Origin of the sequence: Chlamydiifrater volucris, assembly GCF_902806995.1 — a bacterium.
Taxonomy (GTDB): Bacteria; Chlamydiota; Chlamydiia; order Chlamydiales; family Chlamydiaceae; genus Chlamydiifrater; species Chlamydiifrater volucris.
Genome location: NZ_LR777654.1, coordinates 515,953 through 541,008, shown reverse-complemented (window position 1 = coordinate 541,008; position 25,056 = coordinate 515,953). Strand labels below are relative to the sequence as shown.

General features: G+C 38.2%; 22 protein-coding genes. 8 read left to right on the top strand and 14 right to left on the bottom strand.

Going from position 1 to position 25,056, the window contains the following annotated elements:
• Positions 1-2 precede the first annotated feature (2 nt).
• The 4 genes from KJA62_RS02320 (at position 3) to KJA62_RS02305 (ending at position 5,513) form a co-directional block, all read left to right on the top strand.
• The gene (locus tag KJA62_RS02320; RefSeq protein ID WP_213318424.1) at positions 3-1,343 is read left to right on the top strand and encodes a metal ABC transporter permease; all 1,341 of its coding nucleotides are present in this window, start codon (positions 3-5) and stop codon (positions 1,341-1,343) included.
• On the top strand, positions 1,279-2,289 hold the full coding sequence (locus tag KJA62_RS02315; protein WP_246481883.1) for a metal ABC transporter permease: 1,011 nt from the start codon (positions 1,279-1,281) through the stop codon (positions 2,287-2,289). The genes KJA62_RS02320 and KJA62_RS02315 overlap by 65 nt, the downstream gene beginning before the upstream one ends.
• Before the next feature lie 154 nt (positions 2,290-2,443).
• Positions 2,444-3,592: a 1-deoxy-D-xylulose-5-phosphate reductoisomerase gene (gene dxr, locus KJA62_RS02310; RefSeq protein WP_213318422.1), complete on the top strand. Its 1,149-nt coding sequence runs from the start codon at positions 2,444-2,446 to the stop codon at positions 3,590-3,592.
• Positions 3,593-3,614: 22 nt separating this feature from the next.
• Positions 3,615-5,513 (top strand): site-2 protease family protein, encoded by a 1,899-nt coding sequence (locus KJA62_RS02305; RefSeq protein WP_213318421.1) that lies wholly within the window; start codon positions 3,615-3,617, stop codon positions 5,511-5,513.
• On the opposite strand, the gene KJA62_RS02300 is transcribed toward KJA62_RS02305, so the two are convergent.
• From KJA62_RS02300 to dnaN, 3 genes are all read right to left on the bottom strand, one after another.
• Complete coding sequence (locus KJA62_RS02300) at positions 5,503-6,441, bottom strand: esterase/lipase family protein (RefSeq protein WP_213318420.1); 939 nt, start codon at positions 6,439-6,441, stop codon at positions 5,503-5,505. The two genes, KJA62_RS02305 and KJA62_RS02300, sit on opposite strands and share 11 nt — an antisense overlap.
• 76 nt (positions 6,442-6,517) lie before the next feature.
• Positions 6,518-7,615, bottom strand: coding sequence for a DNA replication/repair protein RecF (gene recF, locus KJA62_RS02295; protein WP_213318419.1), 1,098 nt, complete (start codon positions 7,613-7,615; stop codon positions 6,518-6,520).
• A 3-nt stretch (positions 7,616-7,618) separates the two neighbouring features.
• Positions 7,619-8,722: a DNA polymerase III subunit beta gene (dnaN, locus tag KJA62_RS02290; protein WP_213318946.1), complete on the bottom strand. Its 1,104-nt coding sequence runs from the start codon at positions 8,720-8,722 to the stop codon at positions 7,619-7,621.
• A 121-nt stretch (positions 8,723-8,843) separates the two neighbouring features.
• Between dnaN and smpB the strand changes: the two genes are divergently transcribed.
• Positions 8,844-9,299 carry an SsrA-binding protein SmpB gene (gene smpB / locus KJA62_RS02285; protein ID WP_213318418.1) on the top strand — a complete coding sequence of 152 codons (456 nt, stop codon included), beginning with the start codon at positions 8,844-8,846 and terminating at the stop codon, positions 9,297-9,299.
• Here the strand turns inward: smpB and KJA62_RS02280 are convergent.
• From KJA62_RS02280 to mreD, 3 genes are read right to left on the bottom strand one after another with little or no spacing between them, the layout of a single operon-like run.
• Entirely contained in the window at positions 9,277-10,299 is a 1,023-nt protein-coding gene (locus tag KJA62_RS02280; RefSeq protein ID WP_246481882.1) for an FAD:protein FMN transferase, read from the bottom strand. The two genes, smpB and KJA62_RS02280, sit on opposite strands and share 23 nt — an antisense overlap.
• A complete protein-coding gene (locus tag KJA62_RS02275; protein WP_213318417.1) occupies positions 10,254-11,135 on the bottom strand; it encodes a tetrahydrofolate dehydrogenase/cyclohydrolase catalytic domain-containing protein in 882 nt (293 codons plus the stop codon). Before KJA62_RS02275 ends, KJA62_RS02280 begins: the two co-directional genes overlap by 46 nt.
• Positions 11,132-11,650, bottom strand: a complete 519-nt coding sequence (gene mreD / locus KJA62_RS05225; RefSeq protein ID WP_213318416.1) for a rod shape-determining protein MreD — start codon at positions 11,648-11,650, stop codon at positions 11,132-11,134. Before mreD ends, KJA62_RS02275 begins: the two co-directional genes overlap by 4 nt.
• A 236-nt stretch (positions 11,651-11,886) precedes the next feature.
• Here mreD and ltuB point away from each other — a divergent pair, with 236 nt between their 5' ends.
• The 3 genes from ltuB to KJA62_RS02255 all read left to right on the top strand — a co-directional run bounded on the left by ltuB (position 11,887) and on the right by KJA62_RS02255 (position 14,874).
• Entirely contained in the window at positions 11,887-12,216 is a 330-nt protein-coding gene (gene ltuB, locus KJA62_RS02265; RefSeq protein WP_213318415.1) for a late transcription unit protein LtuB, read from the top strand.
• Between the two features lie 373 nt (positions 12,217-12,589).
• Positions 12,590-14,368, top strand: a complete 1,779-nt coding sequence (locus tag KJA62_RS02260; RefSeq protein ID WP_213318414.1) for a hypothetical protein — start codon at positions 12,590-12,592, stop codon at positions 14,366-14,368.
• Positions 14,369-14,394: 26 nt separating this feature from the next.
• A complete protein-coding gene (locus KJA62_RS02255) occupies positions 14,395-14,874 on the top strand; it encodes a hypothetical protein (protein ID WP_213318413.1) in 480 nt (159 codons plus the stop codon).
• A gap of 50 nt (positions 14,875-14,924) precedes the next feature.
• Here the strand turns inward: KJA62_RS02255 and KJA62_RS02250 are convergent, their stop codons facing one another.
• The 8 genes from KJA62_RS02250 to sctU all read right to left on the bottom strand — a co-directional run bounded on the left by KJA62_RS02250 (position 14,925) and on the right by sctU (position 24,895).
• On the bottom strand, positions 14,925-16,076 hold the full coding sequence (locus tag KJA62_RS02250) for a phospholipase D-like domain-containing protein (protein WP_213318412.1): 1,152 nt from the start codon (positions 16,074-16,076) through the stop codon (positions 14,925-14,927).
• A 107-nt stretch (positions 16,077-16,183) separates the two neighbouring features.
• Positions 16,184-17,917: a UbiD family decarboxylase gene (locus tag KJA62_RS02245; RefSeq protein ID WP_213318411.1), complete on the bottom strand. Its 1,734-nt coding sequence runs from the start codon at positions 17,915-17,917 to the stop codon at positions 16,184-16,186.
• Between the two features lie 34 nt (positions 17,918-17,951).
• Entirely contained in the window at positions 17,952-18,224 is a 273-nt protein-coding gene (gene rpmB / locus KJA62_RS02240; RefSeq protein WP_213318410.1) for a 50S ribosomal protein L28, read from the bottom strand.
• Positions 18,225-18,345: 121 nt separating this feature from the next.
• Positions 18,346-19,995: a 4-alpha-glucanotransferase gene (locus tag KJA62_RS02235; RefSeq protein WP_213318409.1), complete on the bottom strand. Its 1,650-nt coding sequence runs from the start codon at positions 19,993-19,995 to the stop codon at positions 18,346-18,348.
• Positions 19,992-20,432, bottom strand: coding sequence for a CesT family type III secretion system chaperone (locus tag KJA62_RS02230; RefSeq protein WP_213318408.1), 441 nt, complete (start codon positions 20,430-20,432; stop codon positions 19,992-19,994). Before KJA62_RS02230 ends, KJA62_RS02235 begins: the two co-directional genes overlap by 4 nt.
• An 18-nt stretch (positions 20,433-20,450) precedes the next feature.
• Positions 20,451-21,647 (bottom strand): type III secretion system gatekeeper subunit SctW, encoded by a 1,197-nt coding sequence (gene sctW / locus KJA62_RS02225; protein ID WP_213318407.1) that lies wholly within the window; start codon positions 21,645-21,647, stop codon positions 20,451-20,453.
• A gap of 36 nt (positions 21,648-21,683) precedes the next feature.
• Positions 21,684-23,816: a type III secretion system export apparatus subunit SctV gene (gene sctV / locus KJA62_RS02220; protein WP_213318406.1), complete on the bottom strand. Its 2,133-nt coding sequence runs from the start codon at positions 23,814-23,816 to the stop codon at positions 21,684-21,686.
• Positions 23,816-24,895 carry a type III secretion system export apparatus subunit SctU gene (gene sctU, locus KJA62_RS02215; protein WP_213318405.1) on the bottom strand — a complete coding sequence of 360 codons (1,080 nt, stop codon included), beginning with the start codon at positions 24,893-24,895 and terminating at the stop codon, positions 23,816-23,818. The genes sctV and sctU overlap by 1 nt, the downstream gene beginning before the upstream one ends.
• Positions 24,896-25,056 lie beyond the last annotated feature (161 nt).

Sequence of the window (25,056 nt, the reverse complement as noted above, 5' to 3'; positions counted from 1 at the left end):
CTATGTTAAGTGTTTTATTCAGCGATATCTTTCTCTCTAGTTGTCTTTCCGTAGCTTTAGTTTGTGCTACGGCGTCTTTATGGGGGGTGTTTTTATTGCTAGCCAAGAAGTCTATGCTCCCAGAAACTCTTTCGCATGCGGCTTATCCTGGATTGTTAGTGGGGATACTTGTTTCTCAGTCGTTCTTCTTCAGTGACTCTTTGTTTTGGATTTTTTTGTGTGGGGTTATCTTTGCTATCATTGGTTACTGTGGAGTCTTTTTTTTAGAAGTTCGTTTAGAAATGAACAGAGATTCTGCCTTGTGCTTTATTTTGGTTTTGTTTTTTGCTATTGGAGTGATTCTTTCCGGGTGCGTCAAAGATTCTTTTCCCGCGCTATATAATAAAATAAACACCTACCTTTATGGCCAAGCTGCAACTTTAAAAGATTCTGATGCAATTATGGCTGGAGTTCTGTTTGTTTTATCTGGAATGTTTTTACTCATATTTCGTCGCCAACTAATGATCTCCATTTTTGATAAAGATTTTGCGGAGACATGTGGAATTCCTTTTAAGCTTATATCTTTGGTAACGCTGTGTTTTATTACCTTCGTTGTTGTTGTTGGAGTACGCAGTGTGGGGATTATACTAATTTCAGCCATGTTTGTTGCTCCAGCTCTCACTTCTAGGCAGTTTACGGATGATTTGGGAATTATTTTATGGACTTCTGTTGGAGTTGGGGCTATCTCAGGTATTTTAGGTAGTTTTTTATCCGTCTTTTTCTCTTTCAACTCCTCTGAGGGTAGAGAAATTATTCTTCCCACAGGACCTTTGGTAGTATTGATTTCTGGTATTTTTGTCTTTTTAGGACTGATTTTTTCTCCTAGTAGAGGAGCCATTTTTTGCCTTTATCGTAGGTTGTCGTTTCGTTGGAGACTTTCTTACGAGCATTTTTTGAAAGCTTTATGGTACGCCTCTTCAGAGGGACAAAAAGAGCTAAGTAGCGAAGATATCAAAAACCATGCGAGGTTTTGTGAGTATTTTGGCAGTAGGAGACATCCAAAACTTTGGATAAGATTTTTCCTTTTAAAAAAGCTTTTAAGAAGGTGCGGCAGAGGGAAATTCTGCCTGACAGAAAAATGCAAAGAACTTTCAGAATGCTTGATTAGACGGCATCGACTTTGGGAAGTATACATGGTAGATTCCCTAGATTTTTCTAAAAATGATGTTCACGCGTTAGCTGAGGAAATGGAGCATGTTCTCACTGATGAATTAGAGTTAGAGTTAACTAAAATGCTGAATGATCCTAAAGTTGATCCTCATAACAGCATTATACCAAAGCATAGAAATAGAAAAGGTTGCTAATATGTCTCCTTACGAAGGGGTAGGTTTTTTTGAGTTTTTTGGAATTTTTATTTCTAGGGTTTTTTCCTGGGAACTATGGTCCTCTATTTATATCGATGAAGTTCAAGTCTTAGTGTTTTTGGGATTAGCCATTTCTGGTGCCTTTATAGGATCTTTTTTGGTGCTTAAAAATATGGCGATGTTCGGAAATGCTTTGTCTCATACTATCATATTTGGTTTGGTGTGTGCTTTTCTTTTTTCTAGAACATTGTCTTTGTCTATTGCAACATTAAGTTTTGCAGCCTTGTTGACAGCTCTACTGACGGGGTTGCTTGTCCGAGTGATGAAGGATGTTTTTTCTGTTTCGGAGGATTCTGGAGTAGCATTTACTTTCTCTCTATTATTTTCTTGTGGCTTGATTTTGCTGGTTTTTCTCACTAAAAATGCCCATATCGGCACAGAGTTAGTCATGGGGAGTGCAGATGCTTTGTCTCTGGATGATATAAACTTAGCTTATTATGTGGCGACAACAAATGCGTTGTTAACCATGGTGTTTTTTAGAGGGCTAAAGGTATTAAGTTTTGATCTTTTATTTGGGATAACTATTGGGTTTCCAACTAAATTTTTAAACCATCTTATTACTATACAGATAGCTATGACATTAGTGGCAGCCTTTAAGGCTGTGGGAGTTTTAATGGCTTTAGCTTTCCTTATTTTCCCAGGGTTGATAGCGAAGATATTAGCGAAATCGCTACTAGGAATGTTATCTTGGTCTGTTGTTTTTTCTTCTCTGGTAGCAATCCTTTCTCCAGCTATCTCTAGGTCTATTTTAACTTGTTGGGGATTAGGGTTCTCTACGGCTGGAATCTCCGTTTTGTTATTTGTATTGTTTTATTTTTCTATAGCAGGGAGCAAGAGGATGTATTTCTTTGCACGGAGTAAACATCTATTTCGCGCATTGGGGTAATAATCTTATTTTATTTTGGAAACGCTCTTTTATTCCTTTTGTTTTGAAAACAGGAAATAAAGGAACTTCTAAAAAGTTAGTTAGTGAAACTAGAATTGACAATACTATTCCCTAGCATTATGATCTTTTTTTACGATTTTTTAGGGATAGGTTAGTGAAGAGTCTTGCTATTTTAGGTTCTACTGGGAGTATTGGAACACAAACTTTAGAAGTAGTGAAACGATTTCCGGGATCGTTTTCTGTTTTTCTTTTATCCGCAGCGGGTAGTAAAACAAGTTTATTGAGAGAACAGATCAGGATTTTTGCCCCCAGAATTGTTTATGTTGCTTCCAAAGAGGTTGCAAAATCTCTATCCAGGGAGTTTTCTAGTTGTGGGGTAACAGTTCTTTCTAATGAAGATGAATTATCCCAGATTGTTGCTCAAAGAGAGGTTGATGTTTTAGTTGCTGCTTCTTCTGGGATATCTGCACTTCCAATTATTTTGAGCGCTATCCGAGCAAAGAAGACTATAGCTTTAGCTAATAAGGAAGTGATGGTTTGCGCTGGAGAACTTGTTAGGAATTTAGTTAAGCAGACGGGAGCCAGGTTGTTGCCCGTAGATAGCGAGCATAATGCTATTTTTCAGTGTCTTCAAGAAAAGCCTCTAGAGGAAGTGTCAAGAGTTATTCTCACAGCATCTGGAGGTCCTTTTTTAAACAAGACTTTGGATGATTTGAAAGAAGTTTCCGTTAAAGACGTTCTGAATCACCCAACTTGGACTATGGGGCCAAAAATTACTGTGGATTCCTCTACTTTGGTCAACAAAGGATTGGAGTTGATAGAGGCGCGTTGGCTTTTTGATTGTGCTCCTGATAAACTTGAAGCCGTGATCCATCCGTCAAGCAGTGTTCATGGGATGGTGGAGTGGATCGATGGGCATGTTCATATGGTTATGAACCGTCCTAGCATGTTATATCCTATTCAACATGTACTGACCCTTGATGAAGGACGAAAGGGAGGGAGTTTTGATTTTTGGAATTTTAAAGAGCCTTTTTCTCTGGACTTTTCTCCCATAGATGAAACAAAATTTTTAGGATTTTCTTTGGCAAAAAGGGCAATCCAGCAGGGTCTTTCTATGCCTTGTTTTTTTAATGCAGCTAATGAAGTTCTTGTGAATCGGTTCCTAAGAGGAGAAATTTCTTGGAAGCAGATTACAACAAAATTATCGGATCTTATGGATTCGCATAACCCTATTCCTTGTTCTTCTTTAGAATCTATTTTAGAGGTGGACCAAGAGGCTGGTCTCCTGGCTTCTCAAGCATGATAACTGTAAGGATGTATTATCAATGACTGTTCTGTATTTTCTTCTGGCGACTATAGCTTTGGGTGTACTAGTTCTTGTTCATGAAGCAGGACATTTTCTTGCTGCTAGGTGGATGGGAATGACTGTAGAAAGTTTTAGCATAGGCTTTGGAGCAGCTATATGGAAGCGTCGTATCCGAGGAGTAGAATGGAGGATAGGATGGGTCCCTTTTGGTGGTTATGTACGCATCAAAGGAATGGATCCAGGATTTGATAAAGAAAAAAAACCTGAGTCAGTTTATGACGTTCCAGGAGGTTTTTATAGTAAGTCTCCACTGAGGCGAATTTTTGTTCTTATAGCAGGACCTTTGGCTAATATCATTTTGGCTTTCTCGGTTTTTTCTTTTCTTTGGTTATGGGGGGGGCGTAACAAAGATTTCTCAGAATTTACTAAAATTGTAGGTTGGGTAAACCCAGCTTCGTCACTTGCTTCTCAAGGGTTGCTTCCAGGAGATCGTATTCTTACCTGTAATGGATCGGAATATGTTGGGGTTAAAGACTGTGTTTCAGCTTCCTTGTTGGAGGGTAGGTGGGATTTATCTGTAGAGAGGCCTGGGTATCTTGGAGGTACTAAGAAGCTCTTTTCCCTTAGAGCTGTTTCTTCTGATGATGAGCAGGGGATGTTGCCTATTTCTGGAGCTAGCTATCTTATTTTTGGAAAAAACTCCTTTAGTCATGTAGATAGGGACAGTTTGTTGTTACAAGAATCTCCCCTAAAAGATTCTTCTCTGTCAGTAGGGGATCGATTGGTATGGATTGATGGAGAATTATTGTTTTCCCAATTACAGTTATCACGGATTCTCAATCAATCATATGCTTTCCTTAAGGTGCGAAGAGGGGATAAGGATCTTTTTATTCGTTGTCCTCGGGTAGCTGCGGGTAGCTTACAGATGAGCTCGTATGTTCGTAATGAGTTAATAGATTCCCAGTATGAAATAGGCCTAAAAGGTAAGTGGAAATCATTAATGGTGCTCCCTTACGTTGTTAATGCTCACTGTTACGTCGAGGGAAAGTTATTCTCGATAGATCCTCAAGTTTCTTTGCCTGAAGAAAGTTCACCTTTAGAAATTGGGGATAGGATTATTGCTATTGATGGAGTTCCAGTATCAAGAAACTATGATCTATTGAGGCTTCTTCAAGATCATAAGATATCTTTGATAGTAGAAAATCTTTCTCCAGAGGAGAGAACTGCAAATCCTTCTATCACTTCAGCGGATGAGATGTTCATATCTTCCTTTGATTTTGATTCAATGAAACCTTTAGTAGATTCCATAGGAACAGCAAATCCAATTGAGAGAAATGGAAGGATGCGTTTAATTTCTGGAATCCAGCCTTTAAAAAGGGAGCAGTTGTTACCCAAAGAGTTTTTTGACAAACAATACGCTTGGGCAGCGAAAATTAAGGATAAAAATAGGAAAAATTTATTAATAGAAAGAATAGAACTAGAGAAGCAGCGGCTATCTTTGGGGGTTCATTTGGAAGATATGGGAGTTAAGTACAATCCCAACCCTTTTGTATTATGTTCCAGTGTTGTTAAGGATTCTTTAAAAACTCTTAAAGCTTTATTGCTTGGACGATTAGGTCCGAAATGGTTGTCAGGTCCTATAGGAATTATACAGGTTCTTCATACTGGGTGGTCTTTGGGTTTAGGAGAGGCTTTATTCTGGATAGGATTAATTAGTATGAATTTAGCAGTGCTTAATCTCATGCCTATACCAGCCCTAGATGGCGGTTATATTTTAATTAGCTTTTGGGAGATGATAAAGAGAAAGAGATTAAATATCAGGTTGTTGGAAAAAATTTTATTTCCTTTTATAATCTTTTTAATTTTCTTTTTCCTATTTTTGACATTCCAGGATATTAATCGAATCTTCAGGGGTTAGTTTTTTTGGGGTGTTCCCTATAAAACTTAGGGAACCCCCAAATATTAGATCTGAAATAATGGATAACGTAAATGTCGTTTCTTCGTCTTGTCACTAACCTGGATTCTTTGTTCTCTAAGATTACTTTTTCTATGGCCTCTGGTTTTTTTTGAATATCCTCTATGGAATATCCTTCCTTCAGGAACTTTTTAACCAGGTATATGGATTTTTTATCGCTAACGATATAGGTATGATTGACGTTTATGGTGTATTCTAAATGAGGGGTGTTGAGGCATGTTTCATTGCTTCTTACTTTTCCGTCGTTTTCTCCCTCCATTTTGAAGGGAAGGAATTTACTGCTTCTATTCCCTTTCAATATCAAAACTTCAACATTTTCTGGCATAGTCCCAGTGCTCAGCATTTTTTGTGGACTGTAAGTTAAGAGCTGTCTTCCTAAATTATCTCCGAAAACAGCCTGTACTATAGGCAAGCATCGGTATCGTCTGGCTAATGTTGATCCGGCATTTGGTGGAGCCATTAATATAGCTCTTCCCTGTTTGGCTTCCTTAGGGCAGTCCTCTCTGGATAAGGCAACTCTTACAACAACTCCGCCTACTGAATGGGTGACAAAGTTAATAGGAATTCCGGGTTTTATTTCGGCTATCTTTTTGAGAAGTCTTACTAGATGTTCTGCATGTTTTTGAAGAGTAAATTTCCTAGTTTCATAGTTCCAGATAAATACATCGTATCCATCTTTTTCTAAAGAATGGCTGATGGGTTTTAAAGATTTATATGATCTTAAAAAGGCATGAACACAAACTACAGATTCTTTCTGCAAGGAAGTATCTCGTATTCCTTGCACGTTAGAAGGTGGGGTGATAACTGTTTGGGAACCAAAAGCTTTAACACCAGTCAACACAAAATATAATAATAATAAACTTTTTCTCATTTCAATCACCGATAAAACTATTTTAAATAAGTTTTTTTAAAAGAGAATGAGTTTATTAATTATTTTTTTAAATTTTTCAATTACTCTGAGGAGTTGCAGTATATGAGCCATCTTTTATTAGATAGCTTTTTGAATTGGCAGCTAAATTTTGAGGGGATTTTGTAGAAGTAATAAATTGTTGGCCTGTATTTTTAAGTAAAGATAATAAGTAATTTCCTCTGTCAGTATCAAGACCTGCATGCAAGTCATCCAGGCAAATCAGAGGTAAGAGAGAATCTAGATGTTTCTGTAAGTATTTATGTTCAGATAGCTTAAGTGTTGCTAGTAAGCTATGTTTTTGACCTTCGCTTGAAAAGGAGACGGCAGGCTTATTATCTACAAGTATACTGAAATCATCTCTGTGAGGGCCCTGAGAGGATGCTCCAAATTCGATGTCTTTTTCTAATGTTTTTTTGAAAAGTTCTATAAGAAATTCTCTGATATCTTCTTCGTTATCAGTTAGTTCTTTAGGAATGCAGCTCTTGAATTTTAGAACAAAAGAATCTTTTCCAGGGTACTGCCACAAAGTTTGCATATATTCATTAAGGGTATAAATAGCGGTAGATCTCATAGTAACCAGTTTAGCTCCATTAGAAGCCAATTGCTTTTCCCAAAAAGATATGGTGCTCGTATCTCTGTTTCGCAGCAGTGAGTTTCTGTGTTGTAGGGATCGCGTGTAAGATGTAAGACTTTTAGCGTAAATAGGATGTGATTGAGCAAGGAGTAGATTGAGAAACGATCGCCGCCTGGCTGGAGGTCCAGTAATAATTTCTATATCATTGGGAGCGAATAGGATTAAAGGAAACCTACCGATTAAAGACGAAATAGTAGTGATGGGAGAGCCATCACAAAGAATTTTTTTCCCTTTCTTATCAAAACAGAAGGCCAACGAATGAAGGAAGTTTTTTTTTTCGAATTCGGCTTCTAGATAAAAGCTATCTTTACCGAAAGAAATAGCTTCAGCAAGATGAGAAGTTCGGAAAGACCTACCTGTGCATAAGATATAGATAGCTTCCAACAGGTTCGTTTTTCCCTGAGCATTTTTTCCATAAAGATAATTGATCTCAGGAGAAAAAGAAATCTCTGTGTTAGAATGGTTTCTAAAATTCCAAAGTCGTAGATTTAGGATTCTCATTGACTAATCATCATGAAGTCTCATAGGCATTATAATAAATAGACTTCTGGTGGAATCTGTAATGACTCCTGGATTGTAAGAGTCGGAAATTCCCAAGCTTACGGATTCGTCTTTGCTATGCTTCAATATATCTAGGAAAAAGAAAGGATTAAAAGCTATTTCTAATTTATCGCCCTCATAGTTGACCGCCATACTGACCCTACCCTCTCCAACTTTTGTGCAATTGGCCGTTAAGGTGAGTTCTCCAGGGGTGAAAGTAAATTTCACAGAATGCGAAAATTCTCCTGTAAACAAAGCTACTTGTTTAAGAAGTGTCATAAGTTCTTCTCTATGAAGATCTAGAGTCACCTTGCTTTGAGTTGAGATAACAGGAGAAAAGTCAGGAAAATCCCCAGATAACAATTTAGTGATCAATAGGGTATTATCGCATTCAACAGCAATTTTATCTTCAGCTAAGAAAATGGTTGCTTCTGTAGCTTCCCCAGAGCAGAGCTTGATAATTTCCTCAACAGCCTTGATAGGGATCACATACTCGCCACAAAAATCGGGTTCTATAGAAACTTCGGCATCTATTTTGGCTAGTCGTTTGCCATCGGTTCCTACTAGAGTAGCTGTGCCTGCAGATATCCTCAAAAGAACGCCGGTAAGGACATAACGACTTTCCTCTCTGGAGACAGCGAAGCTGGTGCGCTGAAACATATCTTTGAGGTTTTCTGATGACAGAGAAAACCTTACTGCATTACTCATGTCCGGAAGCATGGGGAAGTCCTCCTTCTCCATACTGTGTAATTTAAACCTAGAAGATCCGGAAACAATCTCAGCCATTTCTCCCGAAAGAGAAGCGACTTCAACACTCGATTCTGTTAATTCCCTAACGAGTTGGAAGAATCTACGTGAAGGGATAGACAGAGCTCCCTTTTCTTGTACTTTTGCCTTAGCTACGCAACGGGTACTCACAGTGAGATCTGTAGCGGTGAAAATTAGCTCATCATTATTAGTTTCTATAAGTACGTGAGACAAAATAGGAATGGGAGTATTTTGAGGGACAATATTCTGCAACCTTCGAATAAGATTGCTCAGTTCGTTTCTTGATACAACAAACTTCATCTCAGTACCTAGTGAAATAACGGGTAATCCCATAAAATAATCTTCTGTATTTTCAAAAGTCAAGGATAAGAATAAAAATTATTTCTTTTGGTATACTGGTTTCTTTTTGTTGAATTGGTTTATGAGTAGCAAAGAGATAGTATCAAATAGGAAAGCCTTCCACAGTTATGAGATTACGGAGATTTTTGAGGCAGGAATTGTTTTAAAGGGTACAGAAATCAAATCATTAAGGGACCACGGAGGGAGCCTTACGGATTCCTATGTCACTGTTTCAAGGGGAGAGGTTTGGTTGATTGGAGCGGGTATAGCTCCCTATAAGTTTGGAAATATCAACAACCACGAAGAGCGGAGGCCTAGAAAGCTGCTCTTACACAAGTATGAAATTTCCAAGATAGAGTCTTTTATTTCTCGTAAAGGATTGGCTGTGGTGCCTTTGGCTATTCTTTTAAAAAACGGCTTCGCCAAAGTCAAAATTGGTTGTGGAAAGGGTAAGAAAAGCCACGACAAACGCCAGGCCATTATTGATAGAGAACGCAAGAGAGAAGCAGAAGCTGCTATGAAGTATCGTTCGAGATGATGTATACTTCTAATCCTAAGTTATTAGCCCATTGAGAGGCCTTTTCTTTGGAGGGAAAAGTCATCATAGCTGTCGCTATAGCATCGGCACAGGCGCAAGAGCCATGGATAACGGAAACAGCAGTGATTGTCTGACTGCCTTCTTTGAGTGGTGTCAGTGTTTCGGTATCTATAATGTGGGTGTATTTGCCATTAGTTACCCTCCAGTTCTGCAGATAGCTTCCACTGGAAGCTATAGCTTGCTCTTTGAGTTCCAGGGGATTATTTGAGGCTATGGAGAATATTTTCCAAGGTCTTCCCGAAGGGTGCATGCCTATAGTTTTTATTTCTCCACCCCATTCTACATAAGCTGAACGAATTCCGATATTTTTAAAATTCTCTATGAGACTGTCTACAGCATATCCTTTGACAATACCGCACAGATCTAAACCGGTTTCTCGAAAAGACTTGGTAAGAGTTCTATTCTGATGGTCCAAAGTCAGATTGGAAATTCCACATGCTTGCTGATATAGTTCAATTTCATCCTTAGGTGGAGTAGATCCTCGTTTTAAATGTGAAATCCATAATGTTTTAAGGTTTCCCAATGTAGGGTCAAACTTCCCGTCGGTGAAAGAGGAGATTTCTAAAGTAAACTCTATAAAAGAAAAGAGGTCTTTAGAAAGCTGTATGGGTGTATTTGCTGGAGCCCTATTAATTGAAGATATCTCAGATGCGGGGTTCCAATTGTTGAATATGGCATCAATATGCTGGAAGGTTTTATTAATTCTTTTATCTACAAATTTTCTCTGCTTAATAGACAAATTTTCCCCAATAAGGACCCTGTAAGGAATAGTCATTGCTACCCCACTGAGGCAGTAAGGGGAATGTCTTACTAAATACTTGAATACGAGTAACCTGCCCTTTTCAATTAAAGAGTTGATGGAAACAACGGAGAGTACAGTAATGATGAGACCTTTTAGGATGATAATCCGAAAATCTCTAATCTTTGATAACTTTCCCATGTATTTCTCATTAGCATAGCCACTGTAGTTGGACCCACCCCGAGAGGGACGGGCGTAATGGCGGAACACTTTGTCACAACATTATTAAAATCAACATCACCGACGATTTGATAGCCTTTAGGAGAGCTGTCGTCAGGAATTTTTGAAATTCCAACGTCTATTATGACAGACTTGGGTGAGACCATATTTTCCTTAACAAAAAATGGTGAACCTATAGCTGAAACAATAATATCGGCACTAAGGAGTATCTCTTTAATATTTTCCGACTTGCTATGAAGAACGGTCACTGAAGCATTTGTCATAGCGTGCTTTTGCATCATAAGGGCAGCCAGGGGTTTCCCTACGATATTACTACGGCCCAGGATAACAACATGTTTACCCTCCATAGGTATAGAATAATGATTAAGAATTTCTACGATGCCTGCTGGGGTACAAGGGATAAACCCCCCAGGGATTTCTGCTAACAACTTCCCCATATTTATCGGTGTTAAACCATCAACGTCCTTCTCCGGAGCTATGGTGCTAATAATAGCATCAGCATCCAGGTGTTTTGGTAACGGGAGCTGGAGGAGAATCCCATGTGTTTCAGGATCTGAGTTCAAAGTTTGTATCAATTCCAGAACTTTAGACGGTTCTACATCAGAAGGTAGCCTATAGGCTTTAGAATTCATTCCTAACTCTTTAGCGCGTCTAACCTTTGTTCCCACATAGACTTCTGACGCAGCGTTGTTGCCTACCAAAATCACGGCTAACCCAGGTTTCGAAGATGCTTTCCTTATATCCTGGGAAATCTTTTCAAAAATTTTTTCCGCTACTGGCTGTCCGTATAAAATCATAAGAATCTCCTTATTAGCGAAAGTATTCTACGACTTCCCTTAGATATAAGACAAGGGATGACGTAGATTATTATTGCATAACAGAAGTCCACTGTGAGGGCATTTTTAACATCAAATACAAGTTGTTTTTGAGAGAACACATGGAAGTGGAATAAAGAAAAAACAGGATAAGAAAGGAGAGAAAACACCAAGGAAAAAATTGTTGTAATCAGAGGGACAGAAAATAGTTTTTCCTCCAGAAAGACGTTTTTTAAGTTATAGGTCATTGAACAAGAGAGGACATAAAGAAGGGCATAAATTCCAAAAGCTGCGGATGAGAAACAATCATAAAGAAAGCCTATAAACATAGATTTTAGCAATACCTGAGGTTTGCTATGACTGTAAGCTGAAGCCGCAAGATAAGGCGCAAAACACAAAAGCTTAATGTGTTGTGTTTTAAATACGTGCAAGGAAGGTAGAATCAAAAATATTGCCAAAGATAAAAAAAAACTGATTGAAGTGGGTTGTTTGTACATTAGATTTTTCCAGGTTTAACCCTTTTGATTACCATGCAATACAATGCTTATTAACAGTGGGTTAGAGTAGTTTTTGGTAGTATATAAAAAATAAATTAAAAATCATAGATTATTCAATTTGGATGTGATTCGTTCGTTTTTTTTTTTTTGTTTTTATCTTTATGAAAGATAAAACAAAAAAAATGATTTCTTTTTATAATAAAGATAAGAATTAGTTTTTTTTTGAGGTTTATTTTGTGGCGAAAAAGAAAAATCGAAAAAAAAAATCTTCTAAAAAGAATCCTGAAGCTAGAAATCAAAGTATAACGGAAGTGTCCATGGGCGCCATAAAAAGGAATTCTTCAAGTAAGAAGCTTTCTAAAAGCTCTTTCGATAAGAAGAATGTTGTAAGTAAGTTAGCTAATTCCAAAGAGTTAGAAGAAAAGGCAAGAAAATTTGATGAAATAGTAAACGGGATGCTTAAAGCTAGGACAAACAAACAAGAAAAGCTCCTAATATTTAATCATGAAAAGGGATTCATTTACTCAGATATAGATACTTTAGGAAAGTACTCCGTTAAACTATAGCTTTTTTTTAGGATTCGGTTTTCCTCCTACAAAAGAAGAGGACACTTTTGTAGGAGTAATTTCGAAAAAAAACTTGTGATGGAACTTTATTCCAAGACAAAACAACCTGCAAAAGATGTTTCATTGGTTCTACAGGATTTCGTAAAAATCCTATTAGTATAGAGCCGTTGTTTTTAGCAATCTTTCTAAGAGTTCTTTTGTCTTTTATGGTTTTTGCACGAGAGGATTTACTCTCGTGTTTTTTTATTCTATTGTTTTTTAGTTTTATATAATATTTTTTTGTTTAATAAAATGTTTTCATTGTTTTTAAAATATTAATAATGAAGTTTTTATTATTTTTTATTGTTAATTCTTTTATTTAATCGGAGGGGGTATGTCTACAATTTCTGGAGGAGGAATGTCCCCTATGGGAGGACCCAATTGGGATCCCAATATGATGGGCGGAGCAGAAAAATCTTCCGAAGAAGTTAATGATGCTGAGCACCTTGACACCATAGATACCATAGATATCTCTTCTGACAAAACAGATTCGGCTGCTGCTACAGGAAAAAAGCAGGAAGCTGTTGTAAGATCGTCCTCTTCTTTAGAGCATTTTTCTGAAACTCAATTAAATAAGAGAAAGCTGGAGAAAACTCATGAAAAAATGGGGGCCTTCTCTAAGTTAAAGCAGTCTATGAATAAGATGAAATCTGGAATGAAAGCTTTTCTTTCCGGATTTGGCTCTAAGGGAGCGAGCGTTTCTATGAAGAAAGCTAAGGCTTCTGGAGAAGGAACTTCTTTAATTCCCAGCGATATACCTGAATCCTACGGTAAATCTTCAGATATGTCTCCAAGGATGATGGATTTTTATTTGGATGCCTCAGGAATGCCAAGATCTGGAGAGGGGGGGATAGAATTTAACCCCTATGTGACTCAAATATCGTCTGATTTTGGTATCAGCAACCCTATTTTTGATCACAAGTCAATATCTTTAGAGGATGTAGCGGCCTCATCTTCTTTGTTTTCCTCATCTAAACCTGTTATGCGTCCGGATAACCCCGAGCTAATATATAGCTCTTGGACAGCGAAGAGGTTAGGTGGAGAAGCTATCAGCAAATTGATAGATCCCAATACGGAAACTTCTTCTTTACTACGAAGATCTCCGCTTTTAGGTATGGATGGAACTATAGATTTTGTTCTTCCAGATGCAAAAACCACTTCTTCTGCGTCATTTTCTAGACACCTTGTTTCCAGTGATGAAAGGGTTGGAGAAATAAGTTCTAGAGGAGAAGAAGTAACGTTAGAAACAGGAGAAGCTGTTGAAGAATTGTCTGAAAATGAGCAGAAAAAAGATTTGGCAGAAAAAATAACCAAAGAACAAATTGAGAATCAAAAGGCTAAAGAAAAATTATTGTTAAGTGCAATACCTCCGGGAGGTTTTCCTTATGTGGGAAATACTTCTTCGTTTAGTTCTGGTGGATTCTATAAATTTCGTCTTCCAAAGGGTTCTGGATCACAAAATTCCTCAGGAGTTTTGGGAAAAGAGGTTCACCTAAGAGAAGATGGGTTTGATATTCATAAATCAAGCGGCAAATCTAAGAAGTTTAGTAGCAGGGTTGTAGACAACGATGCTTTGGAAATAGAGAAAAAAGAAGATTCGTGGAGTTCTCAACGCTTTGAGCACTTGGAAAATACAAACTCTAGTTCCTCAAACTTTAGGTACAAGGAAGAGAATTTTTTGGAACATTCAATAGCAGTTAGCGGAGGATCCATTTCTTTTTCTCGAAATTCCTCAGAAGTACCTTTAGAGAGAACATCAGCGATTACTTGTTCTTCATACTTGTTTTCTTCTTGTCAAGGAATGGCTTTTCAGCTGCCGCCACCAAAGAGTAAGTCAGAATATATCAAAGAACTTAATGATATTCCTGGCCGCAACTCACCTCCTGATCCACTCATTTATCAGTACAGAAACGTTGCTATTGATCCAGCATTAGTACTGAAACCACATACTCCGTATGGAGAGGGATCTTCAAAGATGTCTATACAAGGAAAACCAGAAGCGGCTTCGGCACATAACGATTCTGGTGATGACAATAATGATCGTCAAAAACAAGAAGAACGTAGAGAGGAGGAGGTAGAAGAGATAGCTGAGGAAGATGGTGATAGTAATTAATTTAGAATAAAGGTCTTATTCAGTTTATGAGTATACACTTTAATCCATATGGACAAATTTTAGCTTGTGGTCTTTCCCAAGGGGATTCTTCTAACGGAGGTGGAGATAAAACTGTCAGAAAAGTTGTAGAAGAAATAGCTTCAACAGCTATTAAACATGCCTTAATATCTTCTGTAGAAAATGTAGGAGATCGTAGATCCAAGAAGCACAGATTTCGTGTGATAAGCAAAAAGAAGCAAGCTAAGATTATTCTATCAGCCTTAAAAAATATTCATTTGGATTCCGTAATTTTTAAATCTTTAAGTGGCCATAAGGTGAAAAAGTTGTCTTCGAATGGTCACTACTCTGTGTGGGATGTAAGGAAGAAAAAGAACAAAACTCCTATTCGCATAGGGAAAAAAGCAGCTGAAGCCATATCAGAAGCTGCAGAATACTGGGTAATAGCTAGAAACAATGGGTTACTAGAAATGGCGGACTCACTGTTTTTCCAAAAGTACGAGAATTAAAACCCTATATATGCTCCTTGTATGCTAGGAGCATATTTTGCCCTAATCTTTTATGCGGCTAAGTCTGAGTAATAGTTTTCTAAAAATGTTAAAGAAGGTGCTAAGGAGCGCTTGTCTATACAGTTTTTCGATTTTTTTCCGCCCCTATTGATCATCTCTCCGAAGCAATTTTTTGTAACCTTTAAGTATTCTTCCATAGGGGTTTTGTTTGCTGAAAGGTGGTTCCAAATATTGAGCATCTTTTTATTTTGTTGTGAAGTTAGGTCGTGAAGTATAAGAATATTCTCTACATTGTTGTGAAAGCCATTTCTAGACCAATTAGCAGAACCAGATATGAGAATAGAATCATCTATCCAAGCAAATTTGTGATGTAACTTGTATCTAGAGGTCTTTACCCATATGGGCATGTCTGAACTATAGTGACATTCTGAGGTAAGAGTCTGTTTTGTTAGTGCAGCATAAGACTTATCTATGATAATCTGGGTATCGATGCCCCTCTTGTAAGCTTCATAAAGAGCGCCCAACAAGCTGGGTTCTGTAAGCGCAAACATACCTACCTTGATTGATCTTTTTGAATCATTTATTAAAGCTAGTATCTGTTTGAGTCCTCGGTCAGAGTCTTCTGGAAAAGTGAAATAATCAATCTGTTTGTTGTTAACAAAGCACGTTCCGGAAGAATTTTTGATTACCAGATCGCTCAATTCATGACTTCTGATTCCTATAGTTAGGTTAGAATCTAGGTCCAGAGAGTCCACAGTATAGTTAGCGGATCCTATCCATACAGTTGAATTATCAACGACAGTAGTTTTTATGTGCATTAGTGAGTTCCTCTGGTTCGATGTCAGAAAAGGAAAGGCCTGAATGTTTGGATGGATTTGAGAAAAATTTTTTTCATTTTTCAGCTGATAATAATGTAGGCGAACAGGTACCTTCTCCGAGGCTTTTCTATGTAAAGTATCGATGATCCATTCATCGGACAGGTTGTATATTCTAACAAAAATACTATTTGCGGCCTTCCGCATGGAATGACATAAGACTCCTCTCACGTTATCTTTGCATTGGGACGAGTATATGACAGGATCTTTGGATTTCTCTAGTGTTTTTAGGTCGTCGGAATTTTCTAGTAGAAGCCCACCTCCTCCTATTAAGAAGACCAGTGAAAAGAAGAATTTAGTCAGAGGTTTTATTTTTTTGTTTTTCATTTTTTTTGTTTCTTTTAAAAGTTAATAATTTCTTGTTTGTAGATAAACAATTTCTTATTAATTTTTTATAAAAACATTTGTTTGTGGAATATTTTTTGACATAATCATTATGAAAAATAAGTTCTCCATCGAGAGGAGACAAGTCGGTAGGTTTCTGGATCTACTTCCACTTCTTTGGGGTAGTGAGGTTTCATTCTGGCGTCAATAACAAAAGGAAATGTGTACATCGGACGATGGGAACAAATACCATCAATACGAACATGAAGATCTGTTGCTGGAGCAAATCGAGTAAAAACATGCCAAAGGAAGGAGAGAGGGCTTTCGATAGTTTTGTGGATATCGTCGGTTAAGATGACCAGCGGCCAATCTTTGGTAGAAGGGTGATCTAGTACCGTATGAATAGAGCAATCAGATGCTCCTTGCAAGACTAGGCATCCAGGGGAGTATGGAGTTGCATGAACAATGCCGGGTATAGACGTTCCTTGATACTCTAATGGAAGTTTTCTTTTGGGAGCTCCTAGTCCCATTAAAATGGCCTTGGACCCTTTGTTCAGACTGGTGCCCGTATAGTCTAGGGTATCGATGCTTGTATCAGAAAAAACAAGAAGGTCTTTGTGCGGAGTAGCTCTTTCCAAAATCACTGTCAGTACAGATTTGAAATCTCTTAAGTCCACGTTAACGTTTGTCAAAAGGAGAAATTTTGTTAGTGATAATTGCCCTTCACCTAAAATCCGAAAAGCGGAGACTAAAGCTTCTTTATGGTATCGTTCTTTAACCACGGCGGAAGCTAAACAATGAAAACCTGCCTCAGCATAGGTGTGTAGAGAAGAGACAGAGGGCATTACTAGGGAAATTAAAGGAGACATGTAATCTTGTATTTGTTCCCCTAGAAAGAAGTCTTCTTGACGAGGTTTCCCCACTACCGTTGCCGGATAGATAGCATTTTTGCGGTGGTAGATAGAATAGCATTTGAAGATAGGAAAATTATGAGCCAAACTATAGTACCCATAATGATCACCAAAAGGTCCTTCAAGTCTTCGTAAGTGTTTCATTGATTCTCCAAAAAAAGCAAATTCGGCGTCATGAAGGATGGGTAGGGTAGATTCTTCACAGTCAGACCATCGAATTTTTCTTTTTTGTAAGAAGGAGCAAAACAGAAGTTCAGAAATGCTCTCAGGAAGAGGTGTTATAGCTGAAAGAATTAAGAAAGGGTTCCCACTAATGAAAATGCCTACGGGAAGATCTTTATCTAGTTGTTCTGCCTCATGGAGGTGGGCCCCCCCTCCTTTTTGAATTTGGAAATGCAACCCTAAAGTAGAGGAGTCAAAACGTTGGAGGCGATACATTCCCAAATTTTCTTTTCCCGTGAGGATAGATTTTGTATACACTAAAGGAAGGGTAACAAAGTGCCCACCATCCTCTGGCCACGATTTAATCATAGGAATTTTGTTCAGATCGGGAGACACCATCCTTTTCAAAGGACAGAAAAAGGATGGCATTTTTCTCTTGCCAGCACGTAATCCTCGCCAAATAAGCGAGCGCCTCTTCCAAAAAGATGCTACCGAGGGAGGAGTAGACACCAGGAGCTTCGCGTCCTCAAAAATAGTTTTTGGGCACGAAGAAAAAGCCAAGTCAACTCTCTGCCTTGTTCCAAACAGATTGGTAACGACGGGAAATGGAGATCCCAAAACTTTATGAAATAAAAGAGCCCCTCCCCCCTCGTTGATAACCCTGCGATGAATCTCTGCCAATTCTAAATTAGGGTCTACAGGGACTTCGACATCTATGAGCTGGTTAGACTTTCTTAGAAGGGACAGGAACTTTCTAAGGTCTAAAGACATATCCCTTCTCCTAGATATAGGCTAAATAAAAATTCTAAGAATTTTTAGACGACTTATTGGCGGATAAAGCTCTTTTCAAGCCTATTTTATCAATTAGCCGAAGGGCACTGGTAGAAATTTTTAGCTTTAAAAATCTATTCTCTTCTGGAGACCAAAGACGTTTTTTTATAATGTTAGGAAGAAAGCGTCTCTTGGTCTTCCCCGTAACCTTTAAACCAATCCCTTTCTTTTTCTTAGCAATACCACGTATGGTGTAGGTAAAACCTCTCTCGGGTCTTTTGCCTGTAATTTGGCATCTTCTAGACATAACGGTGACGACTCGCTTACAACTTTGTTACAAATAACTCTCAGAACAGACTCCCTCCGAGGACAGAAGAAATCTCCAGGGACCAATACTACTTGTTTTTTAGATATATAGAAAGAAAAAATTACTTGGAAAGAGGTCTCTGGAGAATACTAGAAATTCTTTTGTTAAAGGAATTATTCTCTAAAAGATCCTCTAAATAAGGTTTACAACGATAAACCCAGTTAGTTTCAGAAATAGTTCCCGGAACATTTATTCTTTCTTTTTCAGGATCGTTAGAAACCATAGTTGAATCTAAGGATAGGTAATCATTCAATAAATTAATATGTAATAAACTAGAAGAATTGTGGGATGAGGATAAAATTTTTTCTTGTATTTCCGGGGAAAGTTGTCTAGAGTACCGGATTTTCAATATCTTCGAGTAATTCATTGCTTCTGTAGGATTTTTCTTCCACCATAAATGTAAAGTATCGGAATCATGCGTGGAAAGGGATGTTAAAGATATAGGTTCATAGGTGTTAGGGTGTTTGAAGGACCCGTCTGCGTCCCAATGTCGCTCCCATCTTGGTATCTTGGTTCCACAAATGCCAAGAACTCTCATTGATTCTCGAATGCTGGTCGGGACATCACCAAGATCTTCTCCCACAGGAAGCATCTTAGAAAATGCTAGTAAATTTTTTAAAATCTTTGTTCCTTGAGTTAAAAATTCTGATTCTTTTTCAGGAACAAATCTTGATCGGCCATCTTGGGGTATAATCCACATCCGAAAAAATCCAGCTATGTGGTCAAGCCTATATAAAGAGTAAAAATTTTCTGCATACTGCAATCGAACTCTCCACCATTTGTAGTCTATTGCTTCCATAGATTCCCAATTGTAGAGGGGAAGGTTCCAATTTTGTCCTTCTAAGTTGTATAAGTCGGGCGGAGCTCCAACAGACACAGAAGAAGTAAAAAGATTTCGGTAGTACCAAACGTCAGCACTGTCATTACTTATGAGAATAGGAATATCTCCTTTAATGAGAATTCCTAGCTTATCAGCTTCTTCTCTTACCTTTAGCAATTGCTGGAAACATAAGTATTGAAGATATTGAAAAAAAAATGCAGAGGAAGAGTTTTCTGATTCCAAATTTTTTATACCAGAGTAGCACAGCGTGTCTTTAGGCCACCGATTAATGGGCAGATTTTGGAAGGATTCTCTAAGAGATTTAAATAGTGAATAAGGTTTTAACCAATAAGACTCTTTTTCAACAAATTTCTGAAATAAGTCATCGCTTTTAGCGTAATGTTTACCCACAGTATTATAATATTCTCTAAGTATAGACATCTTGATTTTCCTAACGTCTCTGTAGTTTACGGAATCGTTGTTATTCAGAGACTTTAAAAAAGAAACCCGCTTATGATAAGAGGGAACTTTATCAATATCAGGCAATGAATTCAGAGATAAGAAAATGGGATTTAATGCTACTGATGAAATGGCGTTATATGGGCTTGTATCTTCCCCCGTATCATTTAGTGGTAGCAATTGAACAATTTGAAACCCAACGGTTTTACACCATTGAAACAAAAGAATTAAGTCATAAAATTCACCTATTCCAAAACTTGATCTTGATTTTAAAGAAAATAGAGGCACGCAAACCCCATCTTTATGATTGATCCCAATTTTTTCCCAATGGGACTTTGATGGAGATTCAAGTAGAGATTTGACAGTGGTTGCAGAAACATAGCGGCTTTTTCTTAAGGAGGAGTTAAATGAAGAAGCCTTGTTAAATGTCATAAGTTGTACAATCCTAGAGAATGGAGATCGGGGAGATTTCCGGAGTTAACGGCTCCTATCCATATAGCTGCATGCTTGGAAAAGGATAGGGCGTACTCATATAGTTTCTTCCCATCCAAGTAATGCATATTCAAGACATCACACAAAAATAATTGCTCAGAGACTTCTCCATAAGCTAAAACCCCTTTAACTTCAGATTGGTGAGAAGCATTAACGGATAAAGCAGCCTTAAACAGCCTTTCTCGAAAATTATTTGCGGGAACTTTTCCCAAAATAGCTCCAATAGCGATGTTTCCATCAGGTCCATCAGCTTCCATTTGCACGGCAACATCATTTTCTGCAAATCGAATTTTGCAAGCCTGATTAGCATCAGGTATGAGAGGAGAACCCACTTCCTTTCCTAATTCTTCCATCAGTTGCTCAAATTGACTTTGCATAAAAATGCCTCCAATTGGTTAGGACCATGGTTTAGGTTTTGGAAAATCTGTAGGCTTCGGGTAATCATCGTTATTGGCATTAATAGCGTCTAATGTGTTTGTAATAACGGTCGCTAGTTGTGTTCTTTTTTCTGCCGTTTGATAGAGCCTAGGGGAAGTTTTGTTTAACCCTTGGAAAAATAAATTTAAAATGGCTGACTGGGCTTCTATATTGTTGCCAACCAATCCCTGAACTTCACTTTGTAGTTTCGACATAGAAGGAAATTTTTCTCCAACAGTTCGATGAAATCCTTCAGCAACTTTTACAAAATTTAAATCCGAAGGTAGAGGAACTCCCTCCATTTTGAGAGAGTTTTCCATGGCAGGAAAACTAGCTTCAAAAAAATCAAAAGAAGTTAGAACAGCTTGGAGATTTTTAATTTCGTTCATCATTACCTGAAGCTTAGCAGGAGCTATGGAAGGACCTGAAGATTTCATATCAGCAGACATGCCATTCAAAAGAAAGCTAGTTACTTTGCCCATCTCAGGAAATGTGTACCGGTCTTGAAGCATTCCAAGTAATTGCTGACAAGAATGAGTGTCGCCAGTGACCTCCGTGTATAAAGAGCGTAATCCAGAGGGCGACACATTTAGAGCTTCTGCATATTGCTGAGAAGCAAATAGAATGTTTTTTCCACCAGAAATTTCTCGTCGATTCTCGTTAGAAAACTGTTCTTTAGCTCTGGAAATGGCAGATTTTAGAGCACCTTGAGAAGCAGGAGTCGTCACATCCAAATACTCCAAAGCCTGCATCTTAGAAACAGGATCAGAAAATTTTTCATTGACCATTTCTAAGATGTCTTCGGGAGAAGAGTCGTCACTAATACCTTCCTTTAGAGAACGAAGGTCTTTAGCAGAAATTTCAGGGTTATTGGCAGCCGTTTTATCCGCTAAGTCTTCACCAGCTTTTTCTTCTGTAGACTTAGTTTTTTTCTCCTCGCCAGCAGAAGCTTTCTTTCTGTTTTCTATAGACTCAAACTTTTCTTCTTTTTTACGAGTTCTTGTTGCTGCAGCTGGATTAGTTAAATCCTGACTAGCAGTAATCATACTCATTTCAGAAGTTTCTTGATTAGCAACAACCTCTTTTGCATCAGCTGCCGCAGCCTTTGCTTCTATTGCAGAAACGTTGACAGCGCCAGCCCCACCTAGACCACCAGCTCCGCCTGATGCACTCATTAGCCCCCCTTAATGAAGTTGACAGCAAAAAGAACTCTAGAAAATCTGAATTCTTCCTAAAGGCTGGATACGAATTTCCGGAAGAATTTCCTGATAAGAAATAACAGCGATATCTGGGAATTCAGTTTCTATTAATTTTCTTACATATCTTCTAACATCAATTGCTGTCAACATTACTGGGGGCTGACCTCCTGGAGGTGCAGGAGTGATAGTATTTCGCATGGATTTTAGAATAAGGTTTACTGAATCTGGATCTAACGCCAAATAGGACCCTGCAGATGTTTGCTTAATAGCTCCACGAATCATTTCCTCTATCTCAGGATCTAATAAATAGACGGAGATTGCTGATTGTCCTTGGGAAAACTTAAAGCTGATATATAACTTTAACGAAGAGCGTACATATTCCGTAAGTAATACAGTATCTTTCTCCGTTTGAGCCCATTCACTTAAGGATTCTAAAATTGTGCGCAGATCCTTGATAGAAATCTGTTCTTGTATAAGTCGCTTAAAAATTTCCGTAAGCTTCTGTAAAGGAATTAAACGGGTAACTTCTTTAACTAAGTCAGGAAAAGACCGTTCCATAAATTCCATCATAGATCTTACTTCTTGTATACCTAAGAATTCTTGAGAATTTCTATGGAAGAAGTAAGACAAATGCAGAATAATCACCTCTAGGGGAGTCCAATATTTAATAGCGGCTTTCTCCAGAATCCCTTTAGCATCTTCATTAACCCAGGTGGAAGGTAAACCAGCAGAATTCTTATAATTAACAAAAGGTAAGTTGTAACGGGATAGATTTTCTTCAACCTCATTAGTGAGCACGTGATTAGGAGGAATTTTTCCTCGAACATAAGGAACTTCATTAAGAAGGATCATATAATCATAACCTTCTAACGAAGGGGAGTCTGTTCGTACATGTATCCCAGGGTAACGAATACCAACGTCTTGGTAGAGAGCTTGCCTCATTTTGGGAATCATATCATCGACAAAACTTTGACCACTTTTTGTCTTTTGCTGGATCAATTTAGATAAATCTTTTCCAAGTTCCAAAATAACAGGAAGAGTAAGAGAATAGTCATCAGGGTTATCGCCAGCTACTGCAGATCCATCAGCAGCTCCAACAGTGGTTGAACCCGCAGCCCCTGAGGCAGATTTTTTAGCTCCGTTATTTTTCTTAGCCAAGAGGACAATTCCAAAAAATCCAAGGAGGAGAGCTAGCATTGCAAAGGACCATAAGGGGAATCCCTTGAAGAATCCTATGCCTAAAGTAGCGCAAGCCGCTATTAGCAATGCCCTAGGTTCTCTGATTAATTGCGAAGAAATTTCCTTTCCAAGGTTGGTGTTCTTGTCGCTAGAAACCCTTGTTGTCACAATACCGGCAGTAAGAGAAATCAATAGGGAAGGGATTTGAGATACCAGACCATCTCCGATAGACAGTAAAGTGTAGACATAACCCGCTTGAGCTAAATCCATGCCGTGCATGGTAACACCAATAACTAACCCACCAACAATGTTGATTAACGAAATCACGATACCAGCAATAACGTCTCCCTTGATGAACTTCATAGCTCCGTCCATGGCTCCATAAAGTTCACTTTCTTTTTGAATTTGGGCACGCTTGTCTCTGGCTTGAGAAGCGTCTATCATTCCAGCTCTAAGGTCCGCATCAATCGCCATTTGTTTGCCAGGCATCGCGTCCAACCGGAATCTAGCAGCGACCTCAGCAACTCTCTCCGCACCTTTGGTGACAACGATAAACTGAATAATTGTAATAATTAGGAAGATAATAAATCCTACAACGTAGTTTCCTCCAACAACGAAATCCCCAAAGGCTTGGATAACATGACCCGCAAAAGCCTTTAGCAGAATCTGCCTCGAGGAAGAAATGTTAATCCCTAACCGAAACATTGTGGTAATGAGAAGTAATGAGGGAAAAACAGATAGTTGTAGCGCGCTGGGAATATAAAGAGCGACCATCAATAGGAAAACTGAAACCCCCAAGTTAACAGTAATCATTAAGTCCACAATAGCTGGAGGTAGAGGGATGATGATCATCAAGACGACGCCAATCATCCAAATAGCTAACAGCAAATCACTTGACTTGTTGATTAGATTAAGAGCGGCTTCCCCGCCGAAGGTTTTACTAACAAAATTTAGTAACTTATTCATCAATCGTCGTCTTTGTTAAGATCTTTAGCGTTAGAGTTTTGCGCGTTAAGAGAGGTTACGTATAAGAGGATTTCCCCAATAGCTTCATACGTGGATTCTGGAATAAACTTCAACTCTTTTCCTTCTTCCCAAAGTTGATGAGCTAATGGAACATTCCTCATGACCGGGATATTATATTTTTCAGCCTCTTCTATAATTTTTCTCGCTCTATAGTCAGCTCCCATGGCAATAATCCAAGGCGCTTTGTATTTTTCTGGCATGTATCCTATAGCGATTGCAATATCTCTAGGATTGGAGACTACTGCACTAGCGTGTTTAATTTGTGATGAAGAATCTTCATAAGCAATTTCTTGAGCTATTTGTCTTCTTCTGCCTTTAATTTCGGGGTTACCTTCTGTGTCTTTAAACTCTTGTTTTACCTCAAACTTTTCCATTTTTAGTTCTTTAGCAAAATTGTGTCTTTGGTACACAAGGTCTGCTACAGCAACTACGAGAAAAAAAATACCTATAGATGTTGTAGCTTTTAATAAGATTTGTTTGAAAATCTCGGCAGATGCGATAGGAGAAATCCCTGCAGTTTCTATGAGGAGAGCTGCCCTTCCCTTTATCGTGAAATACAATATCAAGGCTGCTCCAAAGATTTTTAGCACAGACTTCATCAATTCAATAAAAGTTTTGAGTTTGAATTTTTGCTTGAGATTATCAATGGGATTAAACTTTTTTAGGTCTGGCTTAAAGACTTCAGTAGAAAATGTTGGACCAACGATTAAAAAACCTATCAGTAATCCAATAACAGATACAACTCCTAACAGAGGCAGAGAAGTCGTTAATATTAAAAGCAAACATTTGTGAAGGTAGAATAGCGTGACTCTGGGTTCGTGATTCGTAGGAGCTTGTATCAATACCGAAGACAGAAAAGAGCCCAATTGTTCATAAAAGAAGTTGGCCAAATAAAAGGCCGTAGTCATGGAAACTATAAAAGTAACCGCGGAAGGAAAATCTTGAGACTTCGCTACCTGACCTTTCTTTCTTGCATCCCTAAGTCGTTTTGGCGTCGCCTTTTCTGTTTTTTCACCCATAACTGCGCCAATATCCTACTGATACGTCGTAAAGTAGCGTACTTTTTAGTCACTAACGAATAAACTGGAAGTTACCTTAATGAAGGGTTTTTAAACAAGCTGATCCTCTAGGCTATCAAAATTTCGCTGTTAAAGGAATTAAGCCTAAGGATGCGAGTGAA

Bases quoted from the DNA above. Each gene is read 5' to 3' on its own strand.
- KJA62_RS02305 (WP_213318421.1), top strand. From the start codon at position 3,615: ATGACTGTTCTGTATTTTCTTCTGGCGACTATAGCTTTGGGTGTACTA.
- smpB (WP_213318418.1), top strand. From the start codon at position 8,844: ATGAGTAGCAAAGAGATAGTATCAAATAGGAAAGCCTTCCACAGTTAT.
- rpmB (WP_213318410.1), bottom strand. From the start codon at position 18,224: ATGTCTAGAAGATGCCAAATTACAGGCAAAAGACCCGAGAGAGGTTTT.
- mreD (WP_213318416.1), bottom strand. From the start codon at position 11,650: ATGTACAAACAACCCACTTCAATCAGTTTTTTTTTATCTTTGGCAATA.
- dnaN (WP_213318946.1), bottom strand. From the start codon at position 8,722: ATGAAGTTTGTTGTATCAAGAAACGAACTGAGCAATCTTATTCGAAGG.
- KJA62_RS02250 (WP_213318412.1), bottom strand. From the start codon at position 16,076: ATGAAAAACAAAAAAATAAAACCTCTGACTAAATTCTTCTTTTCACTG.
- KJA62_RS02245 (WP_213318411.1), bottom strand. From the start codon at position 17,917: ATGTCTTTAGACCTTAGAAAGTTCCTGTCCCTTCTAAGAAAGTCTAAC.
- KJA62_RS02275 (WP_213318417.1), bottom strand. From the start codon at position 11,135: ATGATTTTATACGGACAGCCAGTAGCGGAAAAAATTTTTGAAAAGATT.
- sctV (WP_213318406.1), bottom strand. From the start codon at position 23,816: ATGAATAAGTTACTAAATTTTGTTAGTAAAACCTTCGGCGGGGAAGCC.
- sctW (WP_213318407.1), bottom strand. From the start codon at position 21,647: ATGAGTGCATCAGGCGGAGCTGGTGGTCTAGGTGGGGCTGGCGCTGTC.
- KJA62_RS02280 (WP_246481882.1), bottom strand. From the start codon at position 10,299: ATGGGAAAGTTATCAAAGATTAGAGATTTTCGGATTATCATCCTAAAA.
- recF (WP_213318419.1), bottom strand. From the start codon at position 7,615: ATGAGAATCCTAAATCTACGACTTTGGAATTTTAGAAACCATTCTAAC.
- KJA62_RS02300 (WP_213318420.1), bottom strand. From the start codon at position 6,441: ATGAGAAAAAGTTTATTATTATTATATTTTGTGTTGACTGGTGTTAAA.
- KJA62_RS02260 (WP_213318414.1), top strand. From the start codon at position 12,590: ATGTCTACAATTTCTGGAGGAGGAATGTCCCCTATGGGAGGACCCAAT.
- KJA62_RS02315 (WP_246481883.1), top strand. From the start codon at position 1,279: ATGATCCTAAAGTTGATCCTCATAACAGCATTATACCAAAGCATAGAA.
- KJA62_RS02235 (WP_213318409.1), bottom strand. From the start codon at position 19,995: ATGACATTTAACAAGGCTTCTTCATTTAACTCCTCCTTAAGAAAAAGC.
- KJA62_RS02255 (WP_213318413.1), top strand. From the start codon at position 14,395: ATGAGTATACACTTTAATCCATATGGACAAATTTTAGCTTGTGGTCTT.
- KJA62_RS02230 (WP_213318408.1), bottom strand. From the start codon at position 20,432: ATGCAAAGTCAATTTGAGCAACTGATGGAAGAATTAGGAAAGGAAGTG.
- sctU (WP_213318405.1), bottom strand. From the start codon at position 24,895: ATGGGTGAAAAAACAGAAAAGGCGACGCCAAAACGACTTAGGGATGCA.
- KJA62_RS02320 (WP_213318424.1), top strand. From the start codon at position 3: ATGTTAAGTGTTTTATTCAGCGATATCTTTCTCTCTAGTTGTCTTTCC.